Genomic DNA, 26,200 nt, shown 5'->3' with positions numbered 1-26,200 from the left:
GAACTGCCAGGCATCAAATTTAGCGTGCTGATATGGCTCAGTTGGTAGAGCGCACCCTTGGTAAGGGTGAGGTCCCCAGTTCGACTCTGGGTATCAGCACCACTTTTTAGGTTAAAGTTCGGCAGATTAGAAAAGAATTTGTCTGGCGGCAGTAGCGCGGTGGTCCCACCTGACCCCATGCCGAACTCAGAAGTGAAACGCCGTAGCGCCGATGGTAGTGTGGGGTCTCCCCATGCGAGAGTAGGGAACTGCCAGACATCAAATCAAGCGAAAGGCCATCCGAAAGGATGGCCTTTTTGCGTTTCGAATCCATGTACAACTTAATGGATAACCTGCGATAAAAATGCCCTCGTACGCTCCGATTTAGGATGCGCAAAAAATTCATCCGGTGCAGCTTGCTCCACGATTTCTCCGCGATCCATAAAAATCACTCGATCAGCGACAGTTCGCGCAAATCCCATTTCATGTGTTACGCACAGCATCGTCATGCCTGACTGCGCTAGCCCAATCATCGTATCCAGCACTTCTTTTACCATCTCCGGATCGAGCGCCGACGTAGGTTCATCAAACAGCATGATCTTTGGTTTCATACAAAGTGAACGTGCTATGGCAACGCGTTGCTGCTGACCACCAGAAATCTGCCCGGGAAACTTCTGTGCATGTTCGGCAATTCTCACCCGCTCAAGGTAATGCATCGCCAGAGCTTCAGCTTCTTTCTTCGGCATCTTACGCACCCAAATTGGCGCCAGGGTACAGTTCTGTAAAACGGTCAAATGTGGGAAGAGATTGAAATGCTGAAAGACCATTCCCACTTCCTGCCTGACGCGCTCAATATTGCGAATATCTTCGTTAAGCTCGATGCCATCCACCACGATCCGTCCCTGTTGGTGTTCTTCCAGATGATTAATACAACGAATGGTTGTCGATTTCCCGGAACCAGAAGGTCCACACAGTACTATTCGTTCTCCCGGTTGCACGGTTAAATTTATATTTTTCAGAACATGGAATTGCCCATACCATTTATTGACGTTTTCCAGCGTAATCATCGCGTTAGCAGGTTGCAGTAAAATTTGGCTCATAGTGTCCTCAATGCGGTGTACGCCCGGTGTTAAAACGTTTTTCCAGATGTTGGCTATAACGTGACATGCTGAAGCAGAAGATCCAGTAGATCAGTGCGGCGAAAACATACCCTTCTGTGGACATACCTAGCCAGGCGGGATCAACGGTTGCCTGCTGCACACTACTGAAAAGATCGAACAACCCGATGATGATCACCAGACTTGTGTCTTTGAATAGTGCGATGATGGTATTTACCAGCCCAGGAATCACCAGCTTCAGTGCCTGTGGCAGAATAACCAACCCCTGCGTTTTCCAGTAACCCAAGGCCAGCGACTCCGCCGCTTCGTATTGCCCTTTGGGCAATGCCTGCAATCCGCCTCGCACGACTTCTGCAACATATGCTGACTGAAACAGGATCACGCCGACCAACGCACGAATCAGTTTGTCGATACTGGTGCCTTCCGCCATAAAGAGCGGCAGCATGACCGAAGACATAAACAGTACGGTAATCAGCGGTACGCCACGCCAGAACTCGATAAAAATGACCGATAAGATACGCACAATCGGCATATGGGAGCGGCGGCCTAATGCCAGTAAGATCCCCCACGGCAGCGCCCCAGCAATCCCAACAGATGCGATAATCAACGTCAGTGTCAGCCCGCCCCATTGCCGGGTTTCAACCCGCTCCAGACCAAGAAAACCGCCATACATCAGCCACCAGACAATCAGTGGGTAGATAACCGCCCATACCGCAATATAGCGACCGCGATGCGGGAGTATTTTCCAGAACATTGGTGCGAGAGAAACAAGGCCAATCAGTAATGCCAGGTTAATTCGCCAGTGCTGGTCGTGCGGGTAAAGCCCATACATAAACTGGCCGAATCGTTCGTGGATGAAGACCCAACAGGCACCGGCTTTTGTGCAGTCGGTACGCGTTGAACCAACCCAGTTTGCCTGTAAAAAAGCCCAGTTCAGCAGCGGTGGAATCAGTTCCCACATCAACCATAAGCAGCCAATAGTCAGCAGGCTATTGCTCCAGCTGGAGAACAGGTTTTTGCGCACCCACACCATAGCGCGGCTTGAGTTATGGCTCGCCGGGCGCGGGGGATGAGACAGCAATACTTTTGTCATCATGACTCCTTAGCGTTCAACGATCTCGATGCGGCGGTTATAGATATTCATCAGCAGCGAGATAGTCAGGCTGATAATCAGATAGACCGACATCGTCATGGCAATCGTCTCGATGGCTTGCCCCGTCTGGTTCAGCACGGTGCCAGCAAACAGCGAAACCATATCGGGATAGCCGATAGCGGCGGCAAGAGAGGAGTTTTTGACGATGTTGAGATACTGGCTGGTTAACGGCGGAATAATCACTCGCAGTGCCTGGGGAATAATGACCTGGCGTAGCGTAACTGGGTTGGGCAATCCCAGCGAGCGGGCAGCTTCATGTTGACCATAAGGCACTGCCTGGATCCCGGCGCGAATAATCTCGGCGATAAATGCAGATGTATAAACTGAAAGCGCCAACGTTAAAGCTGCCAGCTCAGGGATAAGCACCATCCCGCCGCGGAAGTTAAACCCTTGTAGCGCCGGAACATCCCAGTGCAGTGCCGCACCAAAAAGCCATTGCGCCAGTAAAGGTAAACCAGTGAGCAACACAACGGCGCAAGGCCAGGTACGGCGCAGTTGTCCGGTCTTTATCTGGTGCGTTTTATTAAAACGGAATAGTCCAACAGAAATGGCTATAGCAATAACAACAGTCAGGATAAACGCAATAAATCCATCTCCCAGCTGCGGCGACGGAATATAGAGCCCACGATTGCTCAAAAAGGCGAGATCAAACGCACTCACTGCCTGCCGCGGTCCGGGCAAATTGCGCAACACGGCAAAGTACCAGAAGAAGATTTGCAGTAGCGGGGGAATATTACGGAAGATCTCAATATAAATTGTGGAAAGCTTTCGTAGCAGCCAGTTATCCGAAAGTCGCGCCAGACCGATAAAGAAGCCCAGGACAGATGCGAATACGATACACAATGCTGAAACCAGTAGCGTATTGAGTAAGCCGACAATAAAAACGCGTCCGTAGGTATCGCCCTGCTGGTAATCGATCAAATGCTGGACGATCCCGAAGCCTGCGCCGCGATCCAGAAAGGCAAATCCTGATGTAATGCCGCGATTGTTTAGATTCGTCACGGTGTTGTGAAATAACCAACCAACAATGCCGACGACGGCAACAACGGCGAGGATCTGGAATAACCAGGCGCGAACCGTAGGGTTGGTAAAGGAGAGTGAGCCTTTAACGGTTGAGCGGCGATGGGGCATATAAACCTCGGAAACCATAACGCTGAAGAGAGCGCCGCCGTAGCGACGCCCGTTACCTCACACCGACTTAACGCACGGGCGGCGCGTACTGAATACCGCCGTTATTCCAGAGATTATTTTGCCCACGTTTAATTTTCAGCGGGCTTTCTGAACCTACATTACGCTCAAAAATTTCCGAGTAGTTACCCACTTGTTTGATGATGTTGTAAGCCCATTTATTATCCAGCTTCAGATCCTTGCCGTAATCGCCCTCTTTACCCAGCAGATGCGCCATATCAGGCGTAGCTGGATTAGCCGCTTTTTCATCAACGTTTTGCGAGTTAACGCCCATCTCTTCAGCATTCAGCATGGCGAAAAGCGTCCAGCGCACAATAGAGAACCATTCATCATCGCCACGACGGACGACCGGACCAAGCGGCTCTTTAGAGATAACTTCTGGCAGGACAATCCATTCGGCAGGATTACTTAATTTGATCCGCAGGGCATACAGTTGCGACTGATCCGAGGCCAGCGTATCGCAGCGGCCAGATTCCAGAGCCTTTGCTGATTCGTCAGAGCGATCGAAAGTCACTGGCGTGTACTTCATATTGTTTGCCTTGAAGTAATCGGCGACGTTAAGTTCGGTATCAGTCCCCGCCTGAATACAGACGGTTGCGCCATCCAGTTCTTTCGCGCTTTTTAATCCCGCTTTATCGTGCGTCAGGAAGCCAATGCCGTCGTAATAAGTGACGCCAGTAAATACCATTCCCATTCCTGCGTCGCGGGATGAAGTCCAGGTCGTATTACGGGAGAGCAAATCCACTTCTCCTGACTGTAAAGCGGTGAAGCGTTCTTTTGCTGTGAGTGGGGTATATTTCACTTTCGTGTCGTCGCCAAATACAGCAGCGGCAACACCACGACAAACATCTACATCAATACCTGAAAACTTACCGTCTGCATCGGCATAAGAGAACCCAGGTAATCCGTCACTGATCCCACATTGAACAAACCCTTTATTCTTTACGGCATCAAGTGTCGCGCCAGCATGCGCCTGATTTGCAACGGCAAGCAGCACGCTGGCGGCAGCCAGTGTGGCTATCATCATCTTTTTCATAATGCTTCCTGTGAGGCGAAAATTATCGTTATAGGACGTTTGGGAAACGTCTTTTACCTGTCTGTGGCCATCCTTTTATAAGCAAAAGTAGTGCCAGTTTTTGCGCACGATTCCGTGTCGCAATAAGCTGAGTGTAGACAGGAAATAATAAAAACATCGCCCCGCAATGGTGCGAAAATGAAACATACGCCACATTTTAGCGCAAAATATTTATTCGCATTTTACTAAGCAGGATAATGATTGTTAGCGTGAGCATGTGTTTTAAATGAGGGTAAAAACTAATGGATGTGTTATTTCGACAGTTCGAAATAAAATGCTAAATTAAAAGGGAATAAGCTAGCCGAATATAGTTGTATTTTATCTTACGGTGAGATTCTGTACCGTTAAAGAGAGCGCGGAACTCCGCGCCCTGTTCAGTTATTTCGACAGAGCGATGATCCCCATCGTCAGGCCAGCAACAGCCGCTGCCCCGCCAGCAATAGCCCCGGCAGTTTCCCAGTTATCCTGAGTCGTACCTTTCATACAGGTATTGGTGTGAACCAGACGGCCCTGATCGTCATAAACCGGAACGCAGGGTGAATCGTGAGCGCAGCCCGCCAGCAATGCGGTGAGCAATGCGACAGGAATTAATCTTTTCATGGTGTTACCTCAGTAATAACGCTACCGCTTAATAAGCTAACTTTCTTATTAACGTACTGAATTCCATTTTATCACCGGGAGTTATAATTCTTGCGAGATGAATAATGACAAATTATGTTAATTGTAAAAATAATGAAGGGAGAAAGAATGAATGCACTCAATTCAAAAGTTAGTGAATCATTAACTCATTAATTTTTATAGTTTTAACTGCAAATTAAAAAGGCGTCCGAAAACGCCTTTGTGTTTTAAATTTACCCTTTAAAGCAACGGCGGATCACCACAAAGAACACAGGGACGAAGAAGATTGCCAGTAATGTTGCGGAAATCATGCCGCCCATGACTCCAATCCCTACCGCGTTCTGCGCGCCGCTTCCCGCACCATTACTGATAGCCAGCGGCAATACGCCGAGAATAAAGGCGAGTGATGTCATCAGAATCGGACGAAGACGCATACGTACGGCCATCAGCGTTGCTTCAATAACACCTTTCCCCTCTTTCTCCATCAGGTCTTTGGCGAACTCAACAATCAAAATAGCGTTTTTAGCTGATAAGCCAATTGTCGTTAACAAGCCCACCATAAAATAAACGTCATTTTTTTGATTAAAGAGTGTCGCCGCCAGCAGCACGCCGACAATCCCTAACGGCACGACCAACATAACCGAGACAGGAATTGACCAGCTTTCATAGAGCGCTGCAAGGCACAGGAAAACGACCACGAATGAAATGGCTACCAGAGCAGGGGCCTGGTTGCCTGACAAGCGTTCCTGATACGACATCCCCGTCCAGTCATAACCGATTCCGTTAGGTAGTTGTGAGGCGAGGCTTTCCATTAGCGACATCGCATCGCCGGAACTGGTGCCTGGCGCGGCTTCCCCCTGAATCTCCATAGAAGGTAGACCGTTGTAGCGTTCCAGACGCGGAGAACCATATACCCAATGTGAAGTGGTAAAGGTGGAGAATGGCACCATTTCGCCGTTGGCACTGCGGACATAAAGTTTATCGACATCTTCTGGCAGCATACGGAATTTGGCATCCGCCTGAACATATACTTTTTTCACGCGGCCACGGTCGATGAAGTCGTTGACATACGTCCCGCCTAACGCCGTAGAAATGGTCTGATTAATGTCAGAAAGCGAAACGCCTAATGCCTGTGCTTTTTCCTGGTCAACTTCAAGTTTGAACTGCGCAGTATCTTCCAGGCCATTGGGGCGCACACTGACTAAGCTTTCAGGATGTTGCGCCGCCATGCCAAGCAATTGGTTGCGGGCATGGGTTAAGGCATCGTGACCAAGACCCGCCTGATCGATTAACTCAAAGTCGAAACCTGTTGCCGTACCCAGTTCAACAATGGCTGGCATATTGAATGGAATGACAAAACCGTCGCGGATTTTACTCAGTTCCATTTTGGCACGTTGGATTACCGCTTCCGCGCTATTTTCTTCGCCACTGCGCTCTTCCCACGGTTTAAGGCTGACAAAGGCCATCCCGGCGTTTTGCGCCTGACCGCTGAAGCTAAATCCATTGACTGTAAAAACACTTTCAACGTTCGCCTTCTCGTTCTTCAGATAGTAATCCGTCACTTCATCCAGTACTTTTTGTGTCCGCTCTTGCGTCGCACCAGCGGGCAGTTGGATCATGGTCAGGAAGACACCCTGATCTTCTTCCGGCAAGAAAGAAGAAGGGAGGCGTAAAAACAGCACTACCATTCCGGCGACAATCAGCGCATAGATCAGTAAATATCGCCCTGTGGAACCGAGGATTTTGCCAACGCTATTGGTGTAGTGATTAACGCTATGATCGAAAGTGGTGTTAAACCAGCCGAAGAAACCACCCTTATTTTCGTGATGCTCGGCAGAGACTGGTTTCAGCAATGTTGCACATAACGCGGGGGTGAGAATCAGCGCAACCAGTACTGAAAGCGCCATTGCTGAAACAATAGTGATAGAGAACTGTCGATAAATTGCCCCTGTTGAGCCACCGAAGAATGCCATCGGAATAAACACCGCCGACAGTACCATCGCGATACCTACCAGCGCACCCTGGATTTGCGACATCGATTTTTCCGTCGCTTCTCTGGGGGGGAGTTTATCCTCCATCATTACGCGCTCGACGTTCTCTACAACGACTATCGCATCATCAACAAGAAGCCCGATGGCAAGTACCATCCCGAACATCGTTAGCGTATTGATGGAGTAACCAAAAGCGGCGAGTATGGCAAACGTCCCTAACAACACGACAGGTACAGCAATGGTGGGTATCAATGTCGCCCGCATGTTCTGCAAGAACAGATACATCACCAGGAATACCAGGATAATGGCTTCGAACAGCGTTTTCACCACTTCCTGGATAGAAAGCTGGACGAAAGGCGTGGTGTCATAAGGGTAAAGAACCTTCATTCCCTGTGGGAAGAACGGCTGCAATTCTGCCAGTTTGGCCTTGATGGCTTTTGCGGTATCAAGTGCGTTAGCTCCCGTTGCCAGTTTAATACCGAGGCCAGCCGCGGGTTTGCCGTTGATACGGGCGATAACGTTATAGTTTTCACCACCGAGTTCAATCCGTGCGACATCTTTCAGCCGCACTACCGAACCGTCGCTGTTCACGCGCAGGGTGACTTTGCCGAACTCTTCCGGATCTTTTAACCGTGTCTGGGCAATAATCGACGCGTTTAGCTGCTGTCCTGGTAATGCCGGCGTGCCGCCTAACTGACCGGCCGCAATCTGGTCGTTCTGTACTTTCAACTGGTTAATGACATCAACCGATGTGAGTTTATATTTGTTCAGCAGATCGGCATCGAGCCAGATACGCATAGCGTACTGAGCACCAAACAGTTGCACGTCGCCAACGCCGTTCAGACGGCTAATGGTATCTTTGACGTTAGAGGCGATGTAGTCGGAAATATCGTCTTGCGTGGTACTTGGGTTATCAGAAACAAAACCAGCCACCATCAAAAAGCTGCTACTTGATTTCTCGACACTTATACCCTGTTGCTGGACTTCCTGCGGCAGCAACGGTGTGGCGAGTTGAAGTTTGTTTTGTACCTGCACTTGCGCGATGTCTGGATCGGTCCCGGACTGGAAGGTGAGAGTAATTGTCACGCTACCGGCTGAATCGCTGGTGGAGGACATATACATCAGATTATCGATGCCGTTCATATTCTGTTCGATAACCTGTGTCACCGTATCCTGCACGGTTTGCGCATCAGCGCCCGGATAGTTTGCCGACACAGAAACAGCGGGCGGGGCAATGGTTGGATACTGGGCGACGGGCAATTGTAGGATCGCCAGTACGCCCGCCATCATCAGAATAATGGCCAGCACCCATGCAAATATTGGTCGTCGAATAAAAAAGTTTGCCATATCAGATTGCCTTACTTCGACGCAGTATCTGCGGGGGTATCGGTAGTGGCTTTAACCTGCTCTCCCGGGCGTGCTTTTTGCAGGCCGCTGACAATGACCTGATCACCCGCTTTTAGTCCTTCGCTAATCAGCCATTTATCGCCAATGGCCTGGCTGGCGACAACAGGACGCGCCTCAACCTGGCTTTTATCATTAACAATCAGCACGGTAGCGTCACCACGCGGCGTGCGGCTAACTCCCTGTTGCGGGATAAGAATGGCGTCAGGTTGTACACCTTCATCAATCCGTGCGCGCACAAACATACCTGGCAGAAGTGTGTGTTGCGGGTTAGGGAAAACCGCGCGCAGGGTAATGGAGCCGGTGCTTTCATCAACGGTTACATCAGAGAATTGCAGCGTGCCTTTCAGGGGATAGGTTTGACCGTTTTCCATGACCAGCTCTACGTTGCTGGTGGCGTTTTCCTTATGCAAACTACCTTGCTCTACGGACTGCTTCAGTCTCATGAAGTCGTTGCTGGATTGGGTCACATCGACATAGATAGGATCGAGTTGCTGGACAGTCGCCAGTTCGGTCGTTTGCCCGTTAGTGACGAGAGCACCTTCGGTCACCGAAGATTTGCCGATACGCCCGCTAATTGGCGCAGTCACTTTGGTATAAGCGAGATTGATGCGGGCGCTTTCGACCGTGGCTTTTGCGGCTATGACGGTAGCATCGGCCTGACGAGCATCAGCAATCGCCTGATCGTACTCCTGCTGGCTGATGTATTTCGTACCCACAAGCGGAACATAACGTTTTACCGTCAAATGCGCGATGGATGCGGCAGCTTCGCTTTTCGCCAGGTCGCCTTTCGCGCTGTCATAACTTGCCTGATAAGTGGCTGGATCGATCTGGTACAGGGACTGGCCAGCTTGCACATCGCTGCCTTCAGTGAAATTACGATTCAGCACTATCCCGCTAACCTGTGGGCGAACCTCGGCAATACGGAAAGCATTAGTACGGCCTGGTAATTCAGTTTTAACTTCTAACGGGGCAGTATTCACAATATGAACGGTAACCTGCGGTTCACCGACGTGAGCTTTCTCTTCTCCCTTATCGTTACAACCCGCAATTAACGCTGCGGAGATCATGATAAAGGAGGGCAGGAGGAAAAACCTGGCATGTTTCGTCATTACTATTCCTCAAAAAACCAAAAGCGCGTTATTAGCCAGAAAAAGGCAACGCGTTAACTCGCAGAAATAAAAATACAGTTCGCTATCCTACAAATTATCGTCCGGCGATGTAAGGAATAGTTATGAATAGTCGCTATTCAAGGCACTTAAACACAAAAATAGATTAATATTCTAATGTTCTCATTTGATGTGAGTTGAAAAGAATGGCAGCATTTTAACGCAAAGTGAAATATACATTTATTAAGTAAATATATTATCGTCAAACAATAGACTTTGATTATTTGACGATTGATAGCAGACGGGAATTGGTTTCTCGTATAAATAAAAATTAGGTGATACATTACTTCTCGTTGTTTCCCTTATGTCGAATATATTTATTCCCTGAATGATTAATCATGGCAAAAAGAACCAAAGCTGAAGCCCTGAAGACCAGGCAAGAACTGATTGAAACCGCCATCGCCCAGTTTGCGCAGTATGGCGTAAGCAAGACGACGCTCAATGACATCGCCGACGCCGCCAACGTCACGCGTGGCGCAATCTATTGGCACTTCGAAAACAAGGCTCAACTGTTTAACGAGATGTGGCTGCAACAGCCTTCATTGCGTGAGTTAATCCAGGAACGTTTAACGGAAGGGTTAGAACATGATCCTTTCCTGCAATTGCGTGAAAAACTGATTGTTGGCTTGCAATATATTGCCGAAATTCCCCGCCAGCAGGCGTTACTGCAAATCTTATATCACAAGTGTGAATTTAGTGATGAAATGCTGGCCGAGGCAGTAATACGGGAAAAGATGGGCTTTAATCCACAGATTTTGCGTGAAGTATTACAAGCATGTCAGCAACAGGGGGATATAGCTAAAAGCCTCGACTTAGACGTCGTAATGATTATTATTGATGGCGCCTTCAGCGGTATTGTTCAAAACTGGTTAATGAATATAGCGGGTTACGATCTTTATAAACAAGCACCCGCATTAGTCGATAATGTATTAAGAATGTTTATGCCAGATGAAAACATAACGAAATTAATTCATAAAACAAATGAATTAGGTATCGTATAAAGTTACATTCTATTGTGAAAATCCAGTTCGTCACAGTTAACCAGTTTTAGCGGATTAACCGAGTTCATATTGCGACATTTGTCTGTTTCTGTTGCCAGTAGTTCAATCCACTGCATCAGTAAGGTATCAAACAGAAAAACGGAGACAGCGAAAACGACGAGCCACCAATACTTGCGAATCATTACCTGAGCCTGTGCATGTTTAACCAAGTCTGGCAGGAAATATACACGAAATGAATAATCTGAAAACCAGGCTTACACTTCCTTTACTTTGCAATGAGATCGGGGTCAACTTCGCTGATCCGGCTTCGTTTTGACAGGTTGCCGGTCTTTCTTTTTTTCACTTTCGCCAGCTCTTCCATGGAGTAATGTGACGCGACTTCCAGTCGGCGTAGCCCCATCTTGATGTACTCGCTGTTAATCTCAATACCAATGAATTTTCGCCCGGTCGCGATGGCGACGGCACCGGTGGTGAAGCTACCAGCAAACGGATCGAGAACGACATCGCCAGGGTTAGAAGAGGCGAGAATAATGCGCTTCAGTAAAGCTTCAGGCTTTTGCGTCGGATGGTTTTCATATTCATCCATCAAATAACGTACGCGTGGAAAATCCCAGACGTTACCTGGCACTTTTTGATGATTGTAAGGTTGTGGGGGATTTTTGCGATAGTCGATTAATGCACGCTGTGCTCCGGTTTTGGCTTCTACCAGAATAGCATCGCTGTTAAATGTGTAGTTCTTTGCGTCTTTCACCATCATCAGGATGGGTTCATACATGGAGCCGTAATATTTTTTTGCCTGAACGCCGGAGCTGTCATACGACCAGACGATGCGACTTTTGATAGTAAAAAGTTGGCGGCACTGGAGGTCAATAAAGGGCATGTTTTCCGTGCTGTTCATGATGTACATGCTGCCCTGTTTTTTCAGAACGCGGTGGCACTCTGTAATCACTTCAAATAGCCAGTTAATAAACAGATCTTCTTTCCACGCTTCGATCAGGCCATCGAAATTTTTACCGATGTTATAAGGTGGGTCAGCAAAGATTAGATCGACACTTTCTGCGGGTATCTTTTTAAGTTCAGCTAATGCATCACCGTGGATAATGGTCTTTGTATTGTCGCCAAACCTGGTGGGTTCACATCCTGTTCTCATGGTCACTCCCTTTGCGACACCTATAAAAAAGGCGCTTCCCCATGCCGAGTAGCGCCTTTTAATCAAGCAATTAGCTAACCTGAATTAGTTCATGCCGTACTTTTTCAATTTTTTACGCAGCGTACCACGGTTGATGCCCATCATCAGCGCAGCACGGGTCTGGTTACCACGGGTGTATTGCATCACCATGTCCAACAGGGGCTGTTCTACTTCAGCCAGTACCAGCTCATAGAGGTCATTAACATCCTGACCGTTCAGTTGAGCAAAATAGTTCTTCAGTGCCTGTTTAACCGAGTCACGCAGGGGTTTTTGGGTTACCTGATCCTGAGAGTTAACGGTAGAAACGGTCAGTACGTCAGAATTTACGCGTTGTTCGAACATAGTTCTGTCAGCTCTTTATTTCTGTTTACGCAAAATTTTCGAAGTATGCCTCCAACGCCTCCAGCTGTTCGCTGGCATCCTCAATGGCGTTGAATGTGCGCCGAAACTGGTCATTTGGAGCGTGTTCCTGGAGATACCAGGAAACGTGTTTACGTGCAATTCGGTACCCTTTTGCCGGACCATAAAAGTCATGCAGTTCCCGAACGTGCGCGCAAAGCAAGCGCTTAACCTCTGCCAAAGGCAGCGGGGGCAGCAACTCCCCAGTGTCCAGATAATGCTGGATTTCCCGAAAGATCCAGGGTCTTCCCTGAGCTGCGCGGCCTATCATCAGAGCATCCGCCCCTGTATAGTCGAGCACAGCTCTGGCTTTAAGCGGGTCAGTAATGTCGCCATTCGCGATAACCGGAATGGAAACTTTCTGCTTAACTGCCCGAATACTGTCGTATTCAGCTTCTCCATTGAACAAACAGGCGCGTGTACGGCCATGAATGGTCAGAGCCTGAATGCCACAGTCTTCAGCCAGTTGGGCAATCTCTTCGCAGTTACGGTGTTCCGGCGCCCAGCCTGTGCGAATCTTCAGGGTAACAGGAACGTCCACTGCATTAACGACCTCGGTAAGGATCGATTTAACGACATCCGGGTACTGCAAGAGGGCTGAACCTGCAAGCTTGCGATTCACTTTTTTAGCCGGGCAACCCATATTGATATCAATAATCTGGGCACCGCTTTCCACGTTAATACGTGCTGCATCTGCCATTTCTTTCGGATCGCTACCGGCAATTTGCACGGTGCGAATACCGGGTTCATCAATGTGCACCATCCGTAAACGAGATTTGTCGCTTTCCCAAACCTGAGGGTTAGAAGACATCATCTCGGATACTGTCAATCCGGCTCCCATCTCGTAGCACAACGTCCGAAAAGGTCTGTCTGTAATGCCAGCCATGGGCGCTGCGATCAGGCGATTTCTGAGCTGATATTGTCCGATGCGCATGAGTTAAGAAATGACCATACTGTGACTGCAAGGCGGCGTATATTACGCATTTTTTGCACGAGATGAAAGGCCAAACTTTGACCAATCCTCTGAGATGGATCAAAGAATTGCATTTAAAATGAACTCGGCGGAATAATTAATCATAAAAATCATCACATTAGAAATAAGTGATTAAAATTCGCACTCAAAGAAATTTGAGTAAGTTCTCAATTTTTCTTTATGAATGAAAATTTTGGCACGCAAACTTGCCTAAATAATCAGCAAAATTACGTGCCTTTTGTGACGTTGCTCGCACTTCTCTCTACATCACTATGCCGCATTCTGGCGGTTAATTCTTACGACCAGTAATGCGACACCACTCTTCTTTTTCCACGACCGGGTCCAGAACGAAGCTGTCGGCATAAGCTTCACAAACGCTCTCCGCCTGGCTTGCCAGAATACCGGAAAGGCCCAGCAAGCCGCCTGAAACCGGCAGGACGCTGATTAACGGTGCCAGTTCACGTAACGGGCCTGCGAGGATGTTAGCGACCACCACGTCGGCTTTCATCGCTTCAGGCTGATCTTTGGGTAAGTAGAGTTCCAGACGGTCAGAAACGCCATTACGTTCGGCGTTGTCGCGGCTGGCCTGAATGGCCTGCGGATCGATATCAATACCAATGGCTTTTGCTGCGCCCAGTTTCAGCGCCGCGATTGCCAGAATGCCGGAGCCACAGCCAAAATCGATGACCGTTTTACCGGTTAAATCGAGGCTGTCGAGCCATTGCAGGCACAGAGAGGTGGTTGGATGAGTCCCCGTACCAAACGCCAGGCCCGGGTCTAACATCACGTTGACGGCGTTTTCGTCTGGCACATCACGCCAGCTTGGGCAGATCCACAGACGTTCGCCAAAGCGCATTGGGTGGAAATTATCCATCCATTCGCGCTCCCAGTCTTTATCTTCCAGTTGTTCGATTTTGTGCGCGAAGCCTGCGCCGAGCAGCGGATGATCCTCCAGAATCGCCACGACTTCATTCATGTCGGTTTCAGCATCGAACAGACCAATCACATCGGTGTCGCCCCACAGGCGCGTTTCGCCCGGCAGCGGCTCAAACACCGGCGTATCGTGGGTATCCTGAAAAGTAATGGACACGGCACCCGCTTCCATCAGCGCATCGCTAAGATCTTCAGCGTTCGCGCCGGTGGTGTTCAGTTTCAGTTGGATCCAAGGCATGGCAAAACTCTTTATTTATCAGTAGTCAAAACGGTAGCTTGCGAGACGGAAGTACCGAAACGGTTTCCGACCAGGAAAGCCAGCAAACTTAGCAGTAACGAGGGCACGATAGGGTGGAAGCCCAGGTACTGAATATTCAGGGTCGCGAGCACGGCATACAGCACACCGCCAACGATCATCGCACTTAGCGCACCTTTGGCGTTGGCGCGTTCCCAGTAAAGACCCAGCACCAGCGGCCACAGGAAAACGGCTTCCAGCCCACCGAAGGCCAGCAAATTCAGCCAGATGATCATTTCTGGCGGCTTCCAGGCGGCAAGCAGCAGCAACGCGCCGAGAATCAACGTAATCACCGCCGACATCCGCTTCAGACGCGTCTCGTTTTGCATTTGATCCGGACGGATATTCAGATAGAGATCTTTAATGATCGTAGCGGAACTTTGCAGCAACTGGGCGTTGATCGTCGACATGATCGCGGCCATCGGTGCAGCCAGGAAGATCCCGGCAGCAAACGGTGGCAGCACTTTTACCATTAACGTCGGGATCACCAGATCCGGTACGGTGAGATCGGGGAGCACCGCCCGACCTAACGCTCCGGCCAGGTGCATACCGAACATCAGGATTGCGACTACAATCGTCCCGATGATGATCCCCCGATGCACTGCTTTGCTGTCTTTATAAGAGATACAGCGCACCGCAGTATGCGGCAGGCCAATAACGCCAAAGCACACCAGTACCCAGAACGATGTCATAAAGGCAGGTGACAGAATATCGTCAGCACCTTGTGGCGTAACCAGCTGTGGATCGATGGTTTGCAGCGTCTCTACCGCGTTGCTTAAGCCGCCAGCGGCATGTACCACGCCGACCAGCAGCACAATGGTGCCAACCAGCATCACCAGACCTTGCATGGTGTCGTTCAGCACACTGGCGCGAAAGCCGCCAAAGGCGGTATATAACGCAATACTGATACCGAAAATCAGCAGCCCGGTTTCATAAGGAATACCCGCCGCGGTTTCCAGCAGACGCGCACCGCCGATAAACTGCACGGTCATCGCACCAACGAACGCAACCAGCAAACTCAAACTCGCCAGCCACACCAGAAGACGACTCTGGTAGCGGGCAAACAGCATATCGTTCAGCGTCACCGCATTGTAGCGGCGCGCAAGAATCGCGAACTTCTTGCCGAGTATACCGAGCGAAAGCCAGACTGCAGGAAGCTGAATCATCGCCAGCAATACCCAACCCAGGCCGTATTTATAAGCAGCGCCTGGCCCGCCGATAAACGAACTGGCACTGATATAGGTCGCGGTGAGCGTCATCGCCAGCACAATACCGCCCATGGAACGGCTGCCGAGGAAATACTCATTGAGGAAGGTGCCGGTGCTCCGTTTACGCATCGCATAAACAGAGATACCGAACACCACCACCAGATAGGCGACCAGCGGTAGAATCACTTCAAGCTGCATCGTCATCCTCCAACGGGATATCGCGATAGATAAATTTCACCATCGCCCAGCACAGTCCAATAAACAGCAGCGGCGTCAGGATGCAGGCCATCTCAAACCAGCGCGGAAAGCCGGTAAAACCGGGGGCAACGCCAGGTAAGTAAGCAGCTACTAACCATACCGCCAGATACAAAAGGGTCAGCCCCAGCGCCCAGCGCGCCTCTTTATGGGCCTGAACAAAACGAGTGTCCATTTTTTGTCCCTGATGGGTGAAGAAAGCGGGGATTGTACCTTATGGGGGTTGTCGATCCCCAGTAATAAAAAAGGCCGGAAAATCCGGCCTTTTGACGCTTTTGCAGTCTTATTTTTCCTGAAGACCGAGTTTTTTCTCCAGATAGTGGATGTTAGTCCCACCATGCTGGAAGTTCTCGTCATTCATGATGCGGATCTGCAGATCAACGTTGGTTTTGATACCGTCGATGATCAGTTCCTGCAGCGCATTCTTCATGCGGGCAATCGCCACGTCACGGTTTTCACCGTAGCAAATCAGCTTACCGATCATTGAGTCATAGTACGGCGGCACGGTGTAGCCCGCGTAGATATGAGACTCCCAACGCACGCCAAAACCGCCTGGCGCGTGGAAACGGGTGATTTTGCCCGGGCTTGGCAGGAAGGTGTTCGGATCTTCGGCGTTGATACGGCACTCTACCGCATGGCCGCGAACGTGAACTTCTTCTTGCTTGATAGACAGCGGCTGACCGGCAGCGATACGCAGCTGTTCTTTGATCAGGTCAACGCCAGTGATCATTTCAGTAACCGGGTGTTCTACCTGAATACGGGTGTTCATTTCGATGAAATAGAACTCGCCGTTTTCGAACAGGAACTCGAATGTACCTGCACCGCGATAGCCGATATCAACACACGCTTTAGCGCAACGTTCGCCGATGTAGCGACGCAGTTCCGGGGTAATGCCCGGTGCTGGCGCTTCTTCGACCACTTTCTGGTGGCGGCGCTGCATGGAGCAGTCACGTTCCGCCAGATAGATAGCGTTGCCCTGACCGTCAGCCAGCACCTGAATCTCGACGTGGCGAGGATTTTCCAGGTATTTCTCCATGTAAACCATATCGTTGCTGAAAGCAGCTTTCGCTTCCGCACGAGTCATGGAGATAGATTGCGCTAGTTCAGCATCGCCGCGCACTACGCGCATACCACGACCGCCGCCGCCGCCGGAGGCTTTGATAATTACCGGATAACCAATGCGTTTAGCAATGGCGCGGTTTTTATCCATATCGTCGCCCAGCGGGCCGTCAGAACCTGGTACGCAAGGGACGCCTGCTTTTTTCATCGCGGCGATTGCGGATACTTTGTCGCCCATCAGGCGAATGGTTTCTGCTTTCGGGCCGATGAAGATAAAGCCGGAGCGTTCAACCTGCTCGGCAAAGTTGGCGTTCTCGGAAAGGAAGCCGTAACCCGGATGGATTGCTACTGCGCCGGTGATTTCAGCGGCGCTGATGATTGCCGGGATGTTCAGATAACTTTTTACTGACGGAGCAGGACCGATACAGACCGTTTCATCTGCCAGTAATACGTGTTTTAGATCGCGATCCGCGCTGGAGTGCACAGCGACAGTCTTGATGCCCAGTTCTTTACAGGCACGAAGAATACGCAATGCAATCTCGCCGCGGTTGGCAATAACAATTTTATCCAGCATGTTCGCCTCGTTACTCGATGACGACCAGCGGCTCGTCAAATTCTACCGGTTGTCCACTTTCGACCAGAATTGCTTTCACAGTACCGGATTTGTCTGCTTCGATCTGGTTCATCATTTTCATGGCTTCAACGATGCACAGGGTATCGCCCACGTTCACTTTCTGACCCACTTCGATGAACGCTTTCGCGTCCGGGCTTGGGGTGCGGTAGAAAGTACCAACCATTGGGGAACGTACGATGTGACCACTGATTTCCGCTGCTGCTGGCGCTTCCATGGAAGGAACGGTCGCCGGAGCGGCTGCGTTAGATTGAGCTGGCTGCTGCATCATTGGTGCAGCGTAAGCTTGTTGCATCATCGGGAAACTTGCGGCAGGTGCTGCACGGCTGATGCGTACTGACTCTTCGCCTTCAGAAATTTCCAGTTCAGAGATGCCTGATTCTTCAACCAGCTCGATCAGTTTTTTAATCTTACGAATATCCATGAGTGGGTTCCGTACTCTTTGTTTAGTGTGATTGTGACAGGCGTTTCACCGCCGTCTGTAAAGCGTATGCCCCGACAGCTGTATGCATAGCGGTAAATTCCAGCAGGCCGGGACGCCGGTCTATTTTGCCCCAGAGTGTCAATGTGAGACTTGACGGACATTGTGCAGCGATTTGCTGCTATCCTCCGGCAAAAAACAAAATATACCTTCGTTGCGCCATTGTCACCTTTTCAGCAGTTTAAAAGCTGCCTCAGGGAGAACGAGGTCGCACATTATAACGATTTCGTAGCAAATGGCAGCTAAATACTGGTCTTATCAGGGAAGATAATCAACAGCTAACATGTAAATAACTTTCAACGTCGCGTAATTTGCAATAAGCCGCACAGTTCACGAAATTAGCGCCACCATTGACGGAACTTCTTATAACGTAAGGCTAAAAGCAGTAATGCCAGCCCGGCGTAAATGATCGGCTGCGGTGAGATAACCTTCACTGACCACAGATAATGTATGGGGGCCAGGATCGCGACAAGATAGACGAAGTTATGCAACTGTTGCCAGTGTTTGCCTAGTTTTCGCTGCATCGCTTGTGTAGACGTGAATGCTAAAGCAAGCAAAATCAACCAACTGATAATACCCAGGGTTAAATAAGGTCGGGTGATTAATTCCTGACCGAATAACGCCAGGTTGTTCACGCCAAGTTCCAGTAATGCATAACTGGTTAAGTGCAGCGTCGCCCAGGTGAAACACCATAAACCTAACAGGCGGCGGGTGCGTATCAATAATGGCTGCTTAGCGTAGCGCGCCAGCGGGGTAATTAACAACGTCGCCAATAAAAATTTCAGCGCAGTCCGACCGGTAAAATGCTGAATATCTTTCACCGGGTCGGCACTTAGCCCGCCATGATTGATTGCCCAAACCAGCCAGACAAACGGCAAAAATCCGGCAAGATGCAGGCAAAATTTCAGCCAGGTAACCTGTTTTGCAGTCAAACGCACTTAGAAGTTCTCCCGTAGATCCAGTCCGCGATAAAGTGACGCGACTTCATCGGCGTAGCCGTTAAATAGCAGTGTCGGCTGGCGTTGCACATCCAGGATGCCACCTGAACCGATAAATCGCTCAGTGGCCTGCGACCAGCGAGGGTGATCAACATGCGGATTAACGTTGGCGTAAAAGCCGTATTCGTTGGGGGCCGAAAGATTCCAGGTGGTAGGTGGGCGTTCTCGGGTCAGCTTAATGCTCACTATCGACTTGATGCCTTTAAAGCCATATTTCCATGGCACAATCAGGCGTATCGGCGCGCCATTTTGCGGCGGTAGCGCCTTGCCGTAGACGCCGACGGTCATCAGTGTGAGCGGATGCATTGCTTCGTCGAGACGTAATCCTTCTACATAGGGATATTTCAGACCGCCGCCGATAAACCTGTCCTGCTGGCCGGGCATTTGTTCCGGTGCATAAATTGTTTCGAAAGCGACGTATTTCGCGTTGCTGGTCGGCTCTGCCAGCGCCAGCAGTTTATGCAGCGGAAAACCAATCCACGGCACCACCATCGACCACGCTTCCACGCAGCGCATCCGGTAAATCCGCTCTTCTAACGGGAATCGACGGGTTAGCGCATCGTGGTCGAGGGTTAACGGTTTACTGACTTCACCACTGATTTTCAACGTCCACGGATCGGTTTTCAGGCTGCCAGCATTCGCGGCGGGATCTGCTTTATCCAACCCAAATTCATAGAAATTGTTGTAGCCGGAAACTTTATCTTCCGGTGTCAGTGGCAGGTTATTTTGCCAGGCAGCAGGCTTGCTGAACTCCAGGGGTTTTCCGGCAGGCGCGGGCGGGCGATCGTTCCCTTTGAACCAGCCAAGTAAATCCGCGTGGGCGGCATTTGGTATAGAGAGGGCGGCGGCGCTGATGCCTAATGCTTTCAAAACTTGCCGACGTTGCATAAAAAAAGCCGATTCAGCAGTGACATCGGCTTCTGTAAGTTGACGAATTTTTTTCATAACAGACTCCCGGTATGCTCATGATTACTATGGCAGGGAGAATGTCAAAGTGCTGCTAAAATTCGTTAACGATATGTAAATTATTTTATGCTAACGCTTAGTTAATTTTTACCAGCGTACGGCCCTGGATCTGATTGTTAATAATGGCCTCGGCAAATTTTGGTGCGTCAGCCAGTGAAATCTCTTTTGCCGCCTGGGTATAGAATGATTCCGGTAAATCGGCAACCAGACGTTGCCAGGCTTGCGCACGGCGTGCTGGTGGCGTCATCACCGAATCCACGCCCTGCAGGCGAACGTTACGCAGAATAAATGGCATGACGGTGGTTGGCAGAGTAAAACCACCCGCCAGACCACAGGCCGCCACGCAGCCGCCGTAGTTCATTTGCGCCAGCACTTTAGCCAGCACTTTGTCGCCCACGGTGTCAATCGCCCCGGCCCAAAGCTGTTTTTCCAGTGGACGGGATTCAGCAAATTCATCACGCGGCAGAATTCGGCTGGCACCTAAACTTTTCAGATATCCATGGGTACTTTCGCGACCGGAAACAGCAACCACCTGATAACCTAACTTATGCAACAGCGCCACGGCAGTGCTACCAACGCCGCCGCTGGCGCCCGTTACCACAATCTCGCCATCTTCTGGACGAATACCGGCATCTTCCAGGGCCAGCACGCACAGCATGGCGGTAAACCCAGCAGTACCAATAATCATCGCTTTACGCGCGTCCAGACCTTGCGGCATGGCAACCAACCAGTCGCCTTTTACGCGCGCTTGTTCTGCCAGCCCGCCCCAATGATTTTCACCAACACCCCAGCCCGTGAGTAACACTTCTTGACCAGCATGAAAACGAGGATCTTCACTGTCGCGTACGGTTCCGGCGAAGTCGATGCCAGGAATCATCGGAAAATTGCGGATTATTTTTCCTTTACCGGTTATTGCCAGCGCATCTTTATAATTCAGGCTCGACCAGTGGACATCGACCGTCACATCGCCTTCCGGCAGGCGACTTGCGTCCAGAGTCTGTACAGATGCGAGGGTTTTGCCGTCCTGTTGTTCTAAAAGTAACGCCTGCATAAGAAGTCCTCATGTGCATGATGGATTGGAAAATAATTTCTGAAGACTATACTCGCTAATTGAAAAGCAAAGTCGATGAAGCGCAATAAATTGCGAGATAAATCTGATTTGCTAGTATGCCCGCTTCCTCACTATCGGAGTTAACACAAGGATGAGATTAACGACGAAATTTTCGGCCTTTGTCACGCTGCTCACCGGGTTAACGATCTTTGTGACTTTGATGGGCTGCTCGTTAAGTTTCTATAACGCGATTCAGTATAAGTTTAGCCATCGCGTTCAGGCGGTGGCGACGGCGATCGATACGCATCTGGTGTCGTCTGATTTCAGCTCGCTGAGGCCACAAATCAGTGAACTGATGATGTCAGCAGATATCGTTCGCGTGGACCTGTTACACAATAACAAACAGGTTTATACCCTTTTCCGCCAGGGGAGTTACCGCCCTGTTGGTACCAGCGATCTGTTTCGCGAACTGACCGTTCCGTTAGTTAAACATCCAGGAATGTCGCTACATCTGGTTTATCAGGACCCGATGGGAAACTATTTTCACTCGCTGATGACCACCGCGCCGCTCACTGGGGCAATTGGTTTTATTATTATTATGCTCTTCCTTGCAGTACGCTGGTTGCAGCGGCAACTTGCCGGGCAAGAACTACTGGAAACTCGCTCGGCGCGTATCTTAAACGGGGAGCGTGGGCCGAATGTGCTTGGCTCCATCTATGAATGGCCGCCAGGAACCAGCAGTGCGCTGGATATGCTGCTTTCAGAAATTCAGAATGCGCGTGAACAGCACAGCCGTCTTGATACGCTGATTCGCTCTTACGCCGCGCAGGACATCAAAACCGGCCTCAATAACCGTCTCTTTTTCGACAACCAGTTGGCTACATTGCTGGAAGATCAAGAGAAGGTAGGGACTCACGGGATCGTGATGATGATCCGTCTACCTGATTTCAATATGTTGAGCGACACGTGGGGACACAGCCAGGCCGAAGAACAGTTCTTCACTCTGACGAATCTGCTGTCGACATTTATGATGCGCTATCCAGGTGCACTGCTGGCGCGCTATCACCGTAGCGATTTTGCCGCGCTGTTGCCGCATCGGACTTTAAAAGAGGCGGAGAGCATTGCCGGGCAGTTGATCAAAGCGGTTGATACCTTACCGAGCAATAAAATGCTCGATCGTGAAGATATGATTCATATCGGCATCTGTGCCTGGCGTAGCGGCCAGGAAACAGAACAAGTGATGGACCATGCCGAATCCGCCACGCGTAATGCGGGATTACAGGGGGGTAATAGCTGGGCGATTTACGATGACTCATTACCAGAAAAAGGGCGCGGCAATGTTCGCTGGCGTACGCTAATCGAACAAATGTTGAGTCGTGGCGGTCCCAGGCTTTATCAAAAACCTGCGGTCACCCGGGAAGGGCAGGTTCATCATCGCGAAATTATGTGTCGCATCTTTGATGGTAATGAAGAGGTAAGCTCGGCGGAATATATGCCGATGGTGTTGCAGTTTGGTTTATCGGAAGAGTATGACCGCTTGCAAATCAGTCGTCTCATCCCGCTGTTACGCTATTGGCCGCAAGAAAATCTGGCGATTCAGGTGACCGTTGAGTCGTTGATCCGCCCGCGTTTCCAGCGTTGGCTGCGCGATACGTTGATGCAGTGTGAAAAATCACAACGAAAACGCATAATTATTGAACTTGCAGAGGCTGATGTTGGTCAACATATCGGTCGCTTGCAATCTGTCATTCGTTTGGTGAATGCTTTAGGGGTTCGAGTTGCCGTTAACCAGGCTGGATTGACGCTGGTAAGTACCAGTTGGATCAAAGAACTGAATGTCGAATTACTCAAGCTTCATCCGGGGCTGGTAAGAAATATTGAGAAGCGAACGGAAAACCAATTGTTGGTTCAGAGCATGGTAGAAGCCTGTTCCGGGACCAACACCCAGGTTTACGCGACTGGCGTACGTTCGCGAAGCGAGTGGCAGACCCTGATTCAGCGCGGGGTTTTGGGTGGCCAGGGGGATTTTTTCGCGTCCTCACAGCCACTTGATACTAACGTGAAAAAATATTCACAAAGATACTCGGTTTAACCTGCCGTTTGATCCGTTTTCACGTAGAATAACGCGCGCTGCGTTTCGTGGGAGTGTGCTTATCTGCTCGCCAGATTGTTGCAGCACATATGCAGATGAATGACCTTACGCAGTTGCAAACAGGCGAGGAATGCTGTTGACGCATTTAGCCTTATCTGGACTCAGGCAGAGATTTGTAACAAAGGAAACGAACTGCACTAATTTTCACCGTAGCAGATGATTTTTGCGCCTTGTCGCTGCTGCGTGTGGTTGGTAAAGTAAGCGGATTTTCTTTTCCGCCCCAGCTTTCAGGATTATCCCTTAGTATGTTGAAAAAATTTCGTGGCATGTTTTCCAATGACTTGTCCATTGACTTGGGTACTGCGAATACCCTCATTTATGTAAAAGGACAAGGCATCGTATTGAATGAGCCTTCCGTTGTGGCCATTCGTCAGGATCGTGCCGGTTCACCAAAAAGCGTGGCTGCAGTAGGTCATGACGCGAAGCAGATGCTGGGCCGTACGCCGGGCAATATTGCTGCTATTCGCCCAATGAAAGATGGCGTAATCGCTGACTTCTTCGTGACTGAAAAAATGCTCCAGCACTTCATTAAGCAAGTGCACAGCAACAGCTTTATGCGTCCAAGCCCGCGCGTTCTGGTCTGTGTGCCGGTTGGCGCAACCCAGGTTGAACGCCGCGCAATTCGTGAATCCGCGCAGGGCGCTGGCGCCCGTGAAGTGTTCCTGATTGAAGAGCCGATGGCCGCGGCAATTGGCGCCGGTCTGCCGGTTTCTGAAGCGACCGGTTCCATGGTGGTTGATATCGGCGGTGGTACTACTGAAGTTGCCGTAATCTCGCTGAATGGCGTGGTTTACTCCTCTTCTGTACGCATCGGCGGTGACCGCTTCGACGAAGCCATTATCAACTATGTTCGTCGTAACTACGGTTCCTTGATCGGTGAAGCGACAGCAGAGCGTATTAAACACGAAATCGGTTCGGCTTATCCGGGCGATGAAGTGCGTGAAATTGAAGTTCGTGGTCGTAACCTGGCTGAAGGCGTTCCACGCGGCTTTACGCTGAACTCCAACGAAATCCTCGAAGCGCTACAAGAGCCGCTGACCGGCATCGTTAGCGCAGTGATGGTTGCGCTGGAACAGTGTCCGCCGGAACTGGCTTCCGACATCTCTGAGCGCGGAATGGTGCTCACTGGCGGTGGCGCATTGCTGCGTAACCTTGACCGTTTATTAATGGAAGAAACCGGCATTCCAGTCGTTGTTGCTGAAGATCCGCTGACCTGTGTGGCGCGCGGTGGCGGCAAGGCGCTGGAAATGATCGACATGCACGGCGGCGACCTGTTCAGCGAAGAGTAATCGGATGCAGGCAGGGGAAGCGTTTGTTTATCCTGCCTGGTCTGATACGAGAATACGCATAACTTATGAAGCCAATTTTTAGCCGTGGCCCGTCGCTACAGATTCGCCTTATTCTGGCGGTGCTGGTGGCGCTCGGCATTATTATTGCCGACAGCCGCCTGGGGACTTTCAGTCAAATCCGTACCTATATGGATACCGCTGTCAGTCCTTTCTACTTTATTTCCAATGCTCCTCGTGAATTGCTGGATGGCGTATCGCAGACGCTGGCCTCGCGTGACCAACTAGAACTTGAAAACCGGGCGTTACGTCAGGAGTTGCTGCTGAAAAACAGCGATCTGCTGATGCTGGGACAATATAAACAGGAGAACGCGCGCTTGCGTGAGCTTCTGGGTTCTCCGCTGCGTCAGGACGAACAGAAAATGGTGACCCAGGTTATCTCTACTGTTAACGATCCGTACAGCGATCAGGTTGTTATTGACAAAGGCAGTGTCAACGGTGTTTACGAAGGCCAGCCAGTCATTAGCGATAAAGGTGTGGTCGGCCAGGTGGTGGCGGTCGCAAAACTGACCAGCCGCGTACTGCTGATCTGCGACGCGACCCATGCGCTGCCGATTCAGGTGCTGCGTAATGATATCCGCGTTATCGCGGCAGGTAATGGCTGTACTGATGATTTACAGCTTGAGCACCTGCCAGCGAATACTGATATTCGTGTTGGTGATGTATTGGTGACTTCAGGTCTGGGCGGTCGTTTCCCGGAAGGTTATCCGGTGGCGGTTGTCTCTTCCGTGAAACTCGATACCCAGCGCGCATATACCGTGATTCAGGCGCGTCCGACTGCGGGACTGCAACGTTTACGTTATCTGCTTCTGTTGTGGGGGGCGGATCGTAACGGGGCCAACCCGATGACGCCGGAAGAGGTGCATCGTGTTGCTAATGAACGCCTGATGCAAATGATGCCGCAGGTATTGCCTTCGCCAGATGCAATGGGGCCAAAACTGCCTGAACCGGCAACGGGAATTACCCAGCCAAGCCCGCAGCAACCTGCAACAGGTACTGCCGCTGACCGCTCTCCACAAAGGGCTACGTCGCCGCAGAGTGGTACTCAACCACCTGCGCGTACGCCAGGAGGGCAATAGTGGCGAGCTATCGTAGCCAGGGGCGCTGGGTTATCTGGCTCTCTTTCCTCATTGCGTTATTACTGCAAATTATGCCCTGGCCGGATAATCTTATCGTTTTCCGGCCTAACTGGGTTTTGCTCATCTTATTGTATTGGAGCCTCGCCTTGCCCCATCGCGTAAATGTGGGCACAGGTTTTGTGATGGGTGCCATACTGGATCTGATCAGTGGCTCCACGCTCGGTGTACGGGCGTTATCGATGAGTATCATTGCTTATCTGGTCGCGCTGAAATTCCAGCTTTTCCGTAATCTGGCATTGTGGCAGCAGGCGCTGGTCGTCATGTTGCTTTCGTTGGTTGTGGATATTATTGTTTTCTGGGCAGAGTTTTTAGTGATCAACGTCTCTTTCAGACCGGAAGTGTTCTGGAGTAGTGTAGTCAATGGCGTGCTCTGGCCGTGGATTTTCATGCTGATGCGCAAAATTCGTCAGCAGTTTGCAGTGCAATAAA

24 protein-coding genes, 1 tRNA gene and 1 rRNA gene are annotated in these 26,200 nt (G+C 50.3%); 7 read left to right on the top strand and 19 right to left on the bottom strand.

Features of this window, described 5'->3' with window-relative positions; all coding sequences use genetic code 11:
- The first annotated feature begins 26 nt into the window (after positions 1 to 26).
- Both FEK42_RS07435 and rrf read left to right on the top strand, forming a co-directional pair.
- A tRNA-Thr gene (locus FEK42_RS07435) sits at positions 27 to 102 on the top strand.
- 39 nt (positions 103 to 141) lie between these two features.
- Positions 142 to 257, top strand: a 5S ribosomal RNA gene (rrf, locus tag FEK42_RS07430).
- 63 nt (positions 258 to 320) lie between these two features.
- On the opposite strand, the gene FEK42_RS07425 is transcribed toward rrf, so the two are convergent.
- The 7 genes from FEK42_RS07425 to acrE all read right to left on the bottom strand — a co-directional run bounded on the left by FEK42_RS07425 (position 321) and on the right by acrE (position 9,638).
- Positions 321 to 1,079: an amino acid ABC transporter ATP-binding protein gene (locus FEK42_RS07425; protein WP_000078344.1), complete on the bottom strand. Its 759-nt coding sequence runs from the start codon at positions 1,077 to 1,079 to the stop codon at positions 321 to 323.
- 7 nt (positions 1,080 to 1,086) lie between these two features.
- Positions 1,087 to 2,190 (bottom strand): amino acid ABC transporter permease, encoded by a 1,104-nt coding sequence (locus FEK42_RS07420; protein ID WP_138211777.1) that lies wholly within the window; start codon positions 2,188 to 2,190, stop codon positions 1,087 to 1,089.
- A gap of 9 nt (positions 2,191 to 2,199) precedes the next feature.
- Positions 2,200 to 3,381, bottom strand: coding sequence for an amino acid ABC transporter permease (locus FEK42_RS07415; RefSeq protein WP_135493031.1), 1,182 nt, complete (start codon positions 3,379 to 3,381; stop codon positions 2,200 to 2,202).
- A gap of 67 nt (positions 3,382 to 3,448) precedes the next feature.
- Positions 3,449 to 4,474, bottom strand: a complete 1,026-nt coding sequence (locus tag FEK42_RS07410; RefSeq protein ID WP_130204494.1) for an amino acid ABC transporter substrate-binding protein — start codon at positions 4,472 to 4,474, stop codon at positions 3,449 to 3,451.
- A 417-nt stretch (positions 4,475 to 4,891) separates the two neighbouring features.
- Positions 4,892 to 5,113: a membrane protein gene (locus FEK42_RS07405; protein ID WP_000825639.1), complete on the bottom strand. Its 222-nt coding sequence runs from the start codon at positions 5,111 to 5,113 to the stop codon at positions 4,892 to 4,894.
- A 251-nt stretch (positions 5,114 to 5,364) separates the two neighbouring features.
- A complete protein-coding gene (acrF, locus tag FEK42_RS07400) occupies positions 5,365 to 8,469 on the bottom strand; it encodes a multidrug efflux RND transporter permease subunit AcrF (RefSeq protein WP_130204496.1) in 3,105 nt (1,034 codons plus the stop codon).
- A gap of 11 nt (positions 8,470 to 8,480) precedes the next feature.
- Positions 8,481 to 9,638: a multidrug efflux RND transporter periplasmic adaptor subunit AcrE gene (gene acrE / locus FEK42_RS07395; RefSeq protein ID WP_135493030.1), complete on the bottom strand. Its 1,158-nt coding sequence runs from the start codon at positions 9,636 to 9,638 to the stop codon at positions 8,481 to 8,483.
- A gap of 395 nt (positions 9,639 to 10,033) precedes the next feature.
- On the opposite strand from acrE, the gene envR reads away from it, so the two are divergent.
- Positions 10,034 to 10,696 carry an acrEF/envCD operon transcriptional regulator gene (envR, locus tag FEK42_RS07390; protein ID WP_130204500.1) on the top strand — a complete coding sequence of 221 codons (663 nt, stop codon included), beginning with the start codon at positions 10,034 to 10,036 and terminating at the stop codon, positions 10,694 to 10,696.
- Between the two features lie 2 nt (positions 10,697 to 10,698).
- Here envR and FEK42_RS07385 read toward each other — a convergent pair whose 3' ends face one another.
- From FEK42_RS07385 to FEK42_RS07330, 12 genes are all read right to left on the bottom strand, one after another.
- Positions 10,699 to 10,878 carry a DUF2556 family protein gene (locus tag FEK42_RS07385; RefSeq protein WP_010345321.1) on the bottom strand — a complete coding sequence of 60 codons (180 nt, stop codon included), beginning with the start codon at positions 10,876 to 10,878 and terminating at the stop codon, positions 10,699 to 10,701.
- A gap of 83 nt (positions 10,879 to 10,961) precedes the next feature.
- Entirely contained in the window at positions 10,962 to 11,846 is an 885-nt protein-coding gene (gene yhdJ / locus FEK42_RS07380) for an adenine-specific DNA-methyltransferase (protein ID WP_131160894.1), read from the bottom strand.
- Positions 11,847 to 11,930: 84 nt separating this feature from the next.
- Positions 11,931 to 12,227, bottom strand: coding sequence for a DNA-binding transcriptional regulator Fis (gene fis, locus FEK42_RS07375; RefSeq protein WP_000462905.1), 297 nt, complete (start codon positions 12,225 to 12,227; stop codon positions 11,931 to 11,933).
- A 25-nt stretch (positions 12,228 to 12,252) separates the two neighbouring features.
- Complete coding sequence (gene dusB / locus FEK42_RS07370; RefSeq protein WP_001219652.1) at positions 12,253 to 13,218, bottom strand: tRNA dihydrouridine synthase DusB; 966 nt, start codon at positions 13,216 to 13,218, stop codon at positions 12,253 to 12,255.
- 328 nt (positions 13,219 to 13,546) lie between these two features.
- Complete coding sequence (gene prmA, locus FEK42_RS07365; RefSeq protein ID WP_130260191.1) at positions 13,547 to 14,428, bottom strand: 50S ribosomal protein L11 methyltransferase; 882 nt, start codon at positions 14,426 to 14,428, stop codon at positions 13,547 to 13,549.
- Positions 14,429 to 14,439: 11 nt separating this feature from the next.
- On the bottom strand, positions 14,440 to 15,891 hold the full coding sequence (gene panF, locus FEK42_RS07360; protein ID WP_135493029.1) for a sodium/pantothenate symporter: 1,452 nt from the start codon (positions 15,889 to 15,891) through the stop codon (positions 14,440 to 14,442).
- The gene (locus FEK42_RS07355) at positions 15,881 to 16,123 is read right to left on the bottom strand and encodes a YhdT family protein (RefSeq protein ID WP_000381170.1); all 243 of its coding nucleotides are present in this window, start codon (positions 16,121 to 16,123) and stop codon (positions 15,881 to 15,883) included. Before FEK42_RS07355 ends, panF begins: the two co-directional genes overlap by 11 nt.
- 108 nt (positions 16,124 to 16,231) lie before the next feature.
- On the bottom strand, positions 16,232 to 17,581 hold the full coding sequence (accC, locus tag FEK42_RS07350) for an acetyl-CoA carboxylase biotin carboxylase subunit (RefSeq protein ID WP_000884639.1): 1,350 nt from the start codon (positions 17,579 to 17,581) through the stop codon (positions 16,232 to 16,234).
- A gap of 10 nt (positions 17,582 to 17,591) precedes the next feature.
- Positions 17,592 to 18,062 carry an acetyl-CoA carboxylase biotin carboxyl carrier protein gene (gene accB / locus FEK42_RS07345; RefSeq protein ID WP_000354618.1) on the bottom strand — a complete coding sequence of 157 codons (471 nt, stop codon included), beginning with the start codon at positions 18,060 to 18,062 and terminating at the stop codon, positions 17,592 to 17,594.
- A gap of 395 nt (positions 18,063 to 18,457) precedes the next feature.
- Positions 18,458 to 19,057 (bottom strand): protein-methionine-sulfoxide reductase heme-binding subunit MsrQ, encoded by a 600-nt coding sequence (msrQ, locus tag FEK42_RS07340; protein ID WP_135493028.1) that lies wholly within the window; start codon positions 19,055 to 19,057, stop codon positions 18,458 to 18,460.
- On the bottom strand, positions 19,058 to 20,062 hold the full coding sequence (gene msrP, locus FEK42_RS07335) for a protein-methionine-sulfoxide reductase catalytic subunit MsrP (RefSeq protein ID WP_130204510.1): 1,005 nt from the start codon (positions 20,060 to 20,062) through the stop codon (positions 19,058 to 19,060).
- Between the two features lie 97 nt (positions 20,063 to 20,159).
- Positions 20,160 to 21,134 carry an MDR family oxidoreductase gene (locus FEK42_RS07330; RefSeq protein ID WP_135493027.1) on the bottom strand — a complete coding sequence of 325 codons (975 nt, stop codon included), beginning with the start codon at positions 21,132 to 21,134 and terminating at the stop codon, positions 20,160 to 20,162.
- Between the two features lie 151 nt (positions 21,135 to 21,285).
- On the opposite strand from FEK42_RS07330, the gene csrD reads away from it, so the two are divergent.
- From csrD to mreD, 4 genes are all read left to right on the top strand, one after another.
- Positions 21,286 to 23,226 (top strand): RNase E specificity factor CsrD, encoded by a 1,941-nt coding sequence (gene csrD / locus FEK42_RS07325; protein ID WP_135493026.1) that lies wholly within the window; start codon positions 21,286 to 21,288, stop codon positions 23,224 to 23,226.
- Between the two features lie 305 nt (positions 23,227 to 23,531).
- Entirely contained in the window at positions 23,532 to 24,575 is a 1,044-nt protein-coding gene (gene mreB / locus FEK42_RS07320; protein WP_000913396.1) for a rod shape-determining protein MreB, read from the top strand.
- A gap of 65 nt (positions 24,576 to 24,640) precedes the next feature.
- Positions 24,641 to 25,711 carry a rod shape-determining protein MreC gene (mreC, locus tag FEK42_RS07315; RefSeq protein WP_135493025.1) on the top strand — a complete coding sequence of 357 codons (1,071 nt, stop codon included), beginning with the start codon at positions 24,641 to 24,643 and terminating at the stop codon, positions 25,709 to 25,711.
- Complete coding sequence (gene mreD / locus FEK42_RS07310; RefSeq protein ID WP_130204518.1) at positions 25,711 to 26,199, top strand: rod shape-determining protein MreD; 489 nt, start codon at positions 25,711 to 25,713, stop codon at positions 26,197 to 26,199. The genes mreC and mreD overlap by 1 nt, the downstream gene beginning before the upstream one ends.
- The last annotated feature ends 1 nt before the right edge of the window (position 26,200 follow it).

Source organism: Escherichia sp. E2748, from assembly GCF_005781125.1.
Classification (GTDB): Bacteria; Pseudomonadota; Gammaproteobacteria; order Enterobacterales; family Enterobacteriaceae; genus Escherichia.
The sequence above is the reverse complement of the archived record's forward strand: the minus strand, read 5'-3'. Positions and strand labels throughout refer to the sequence as shown.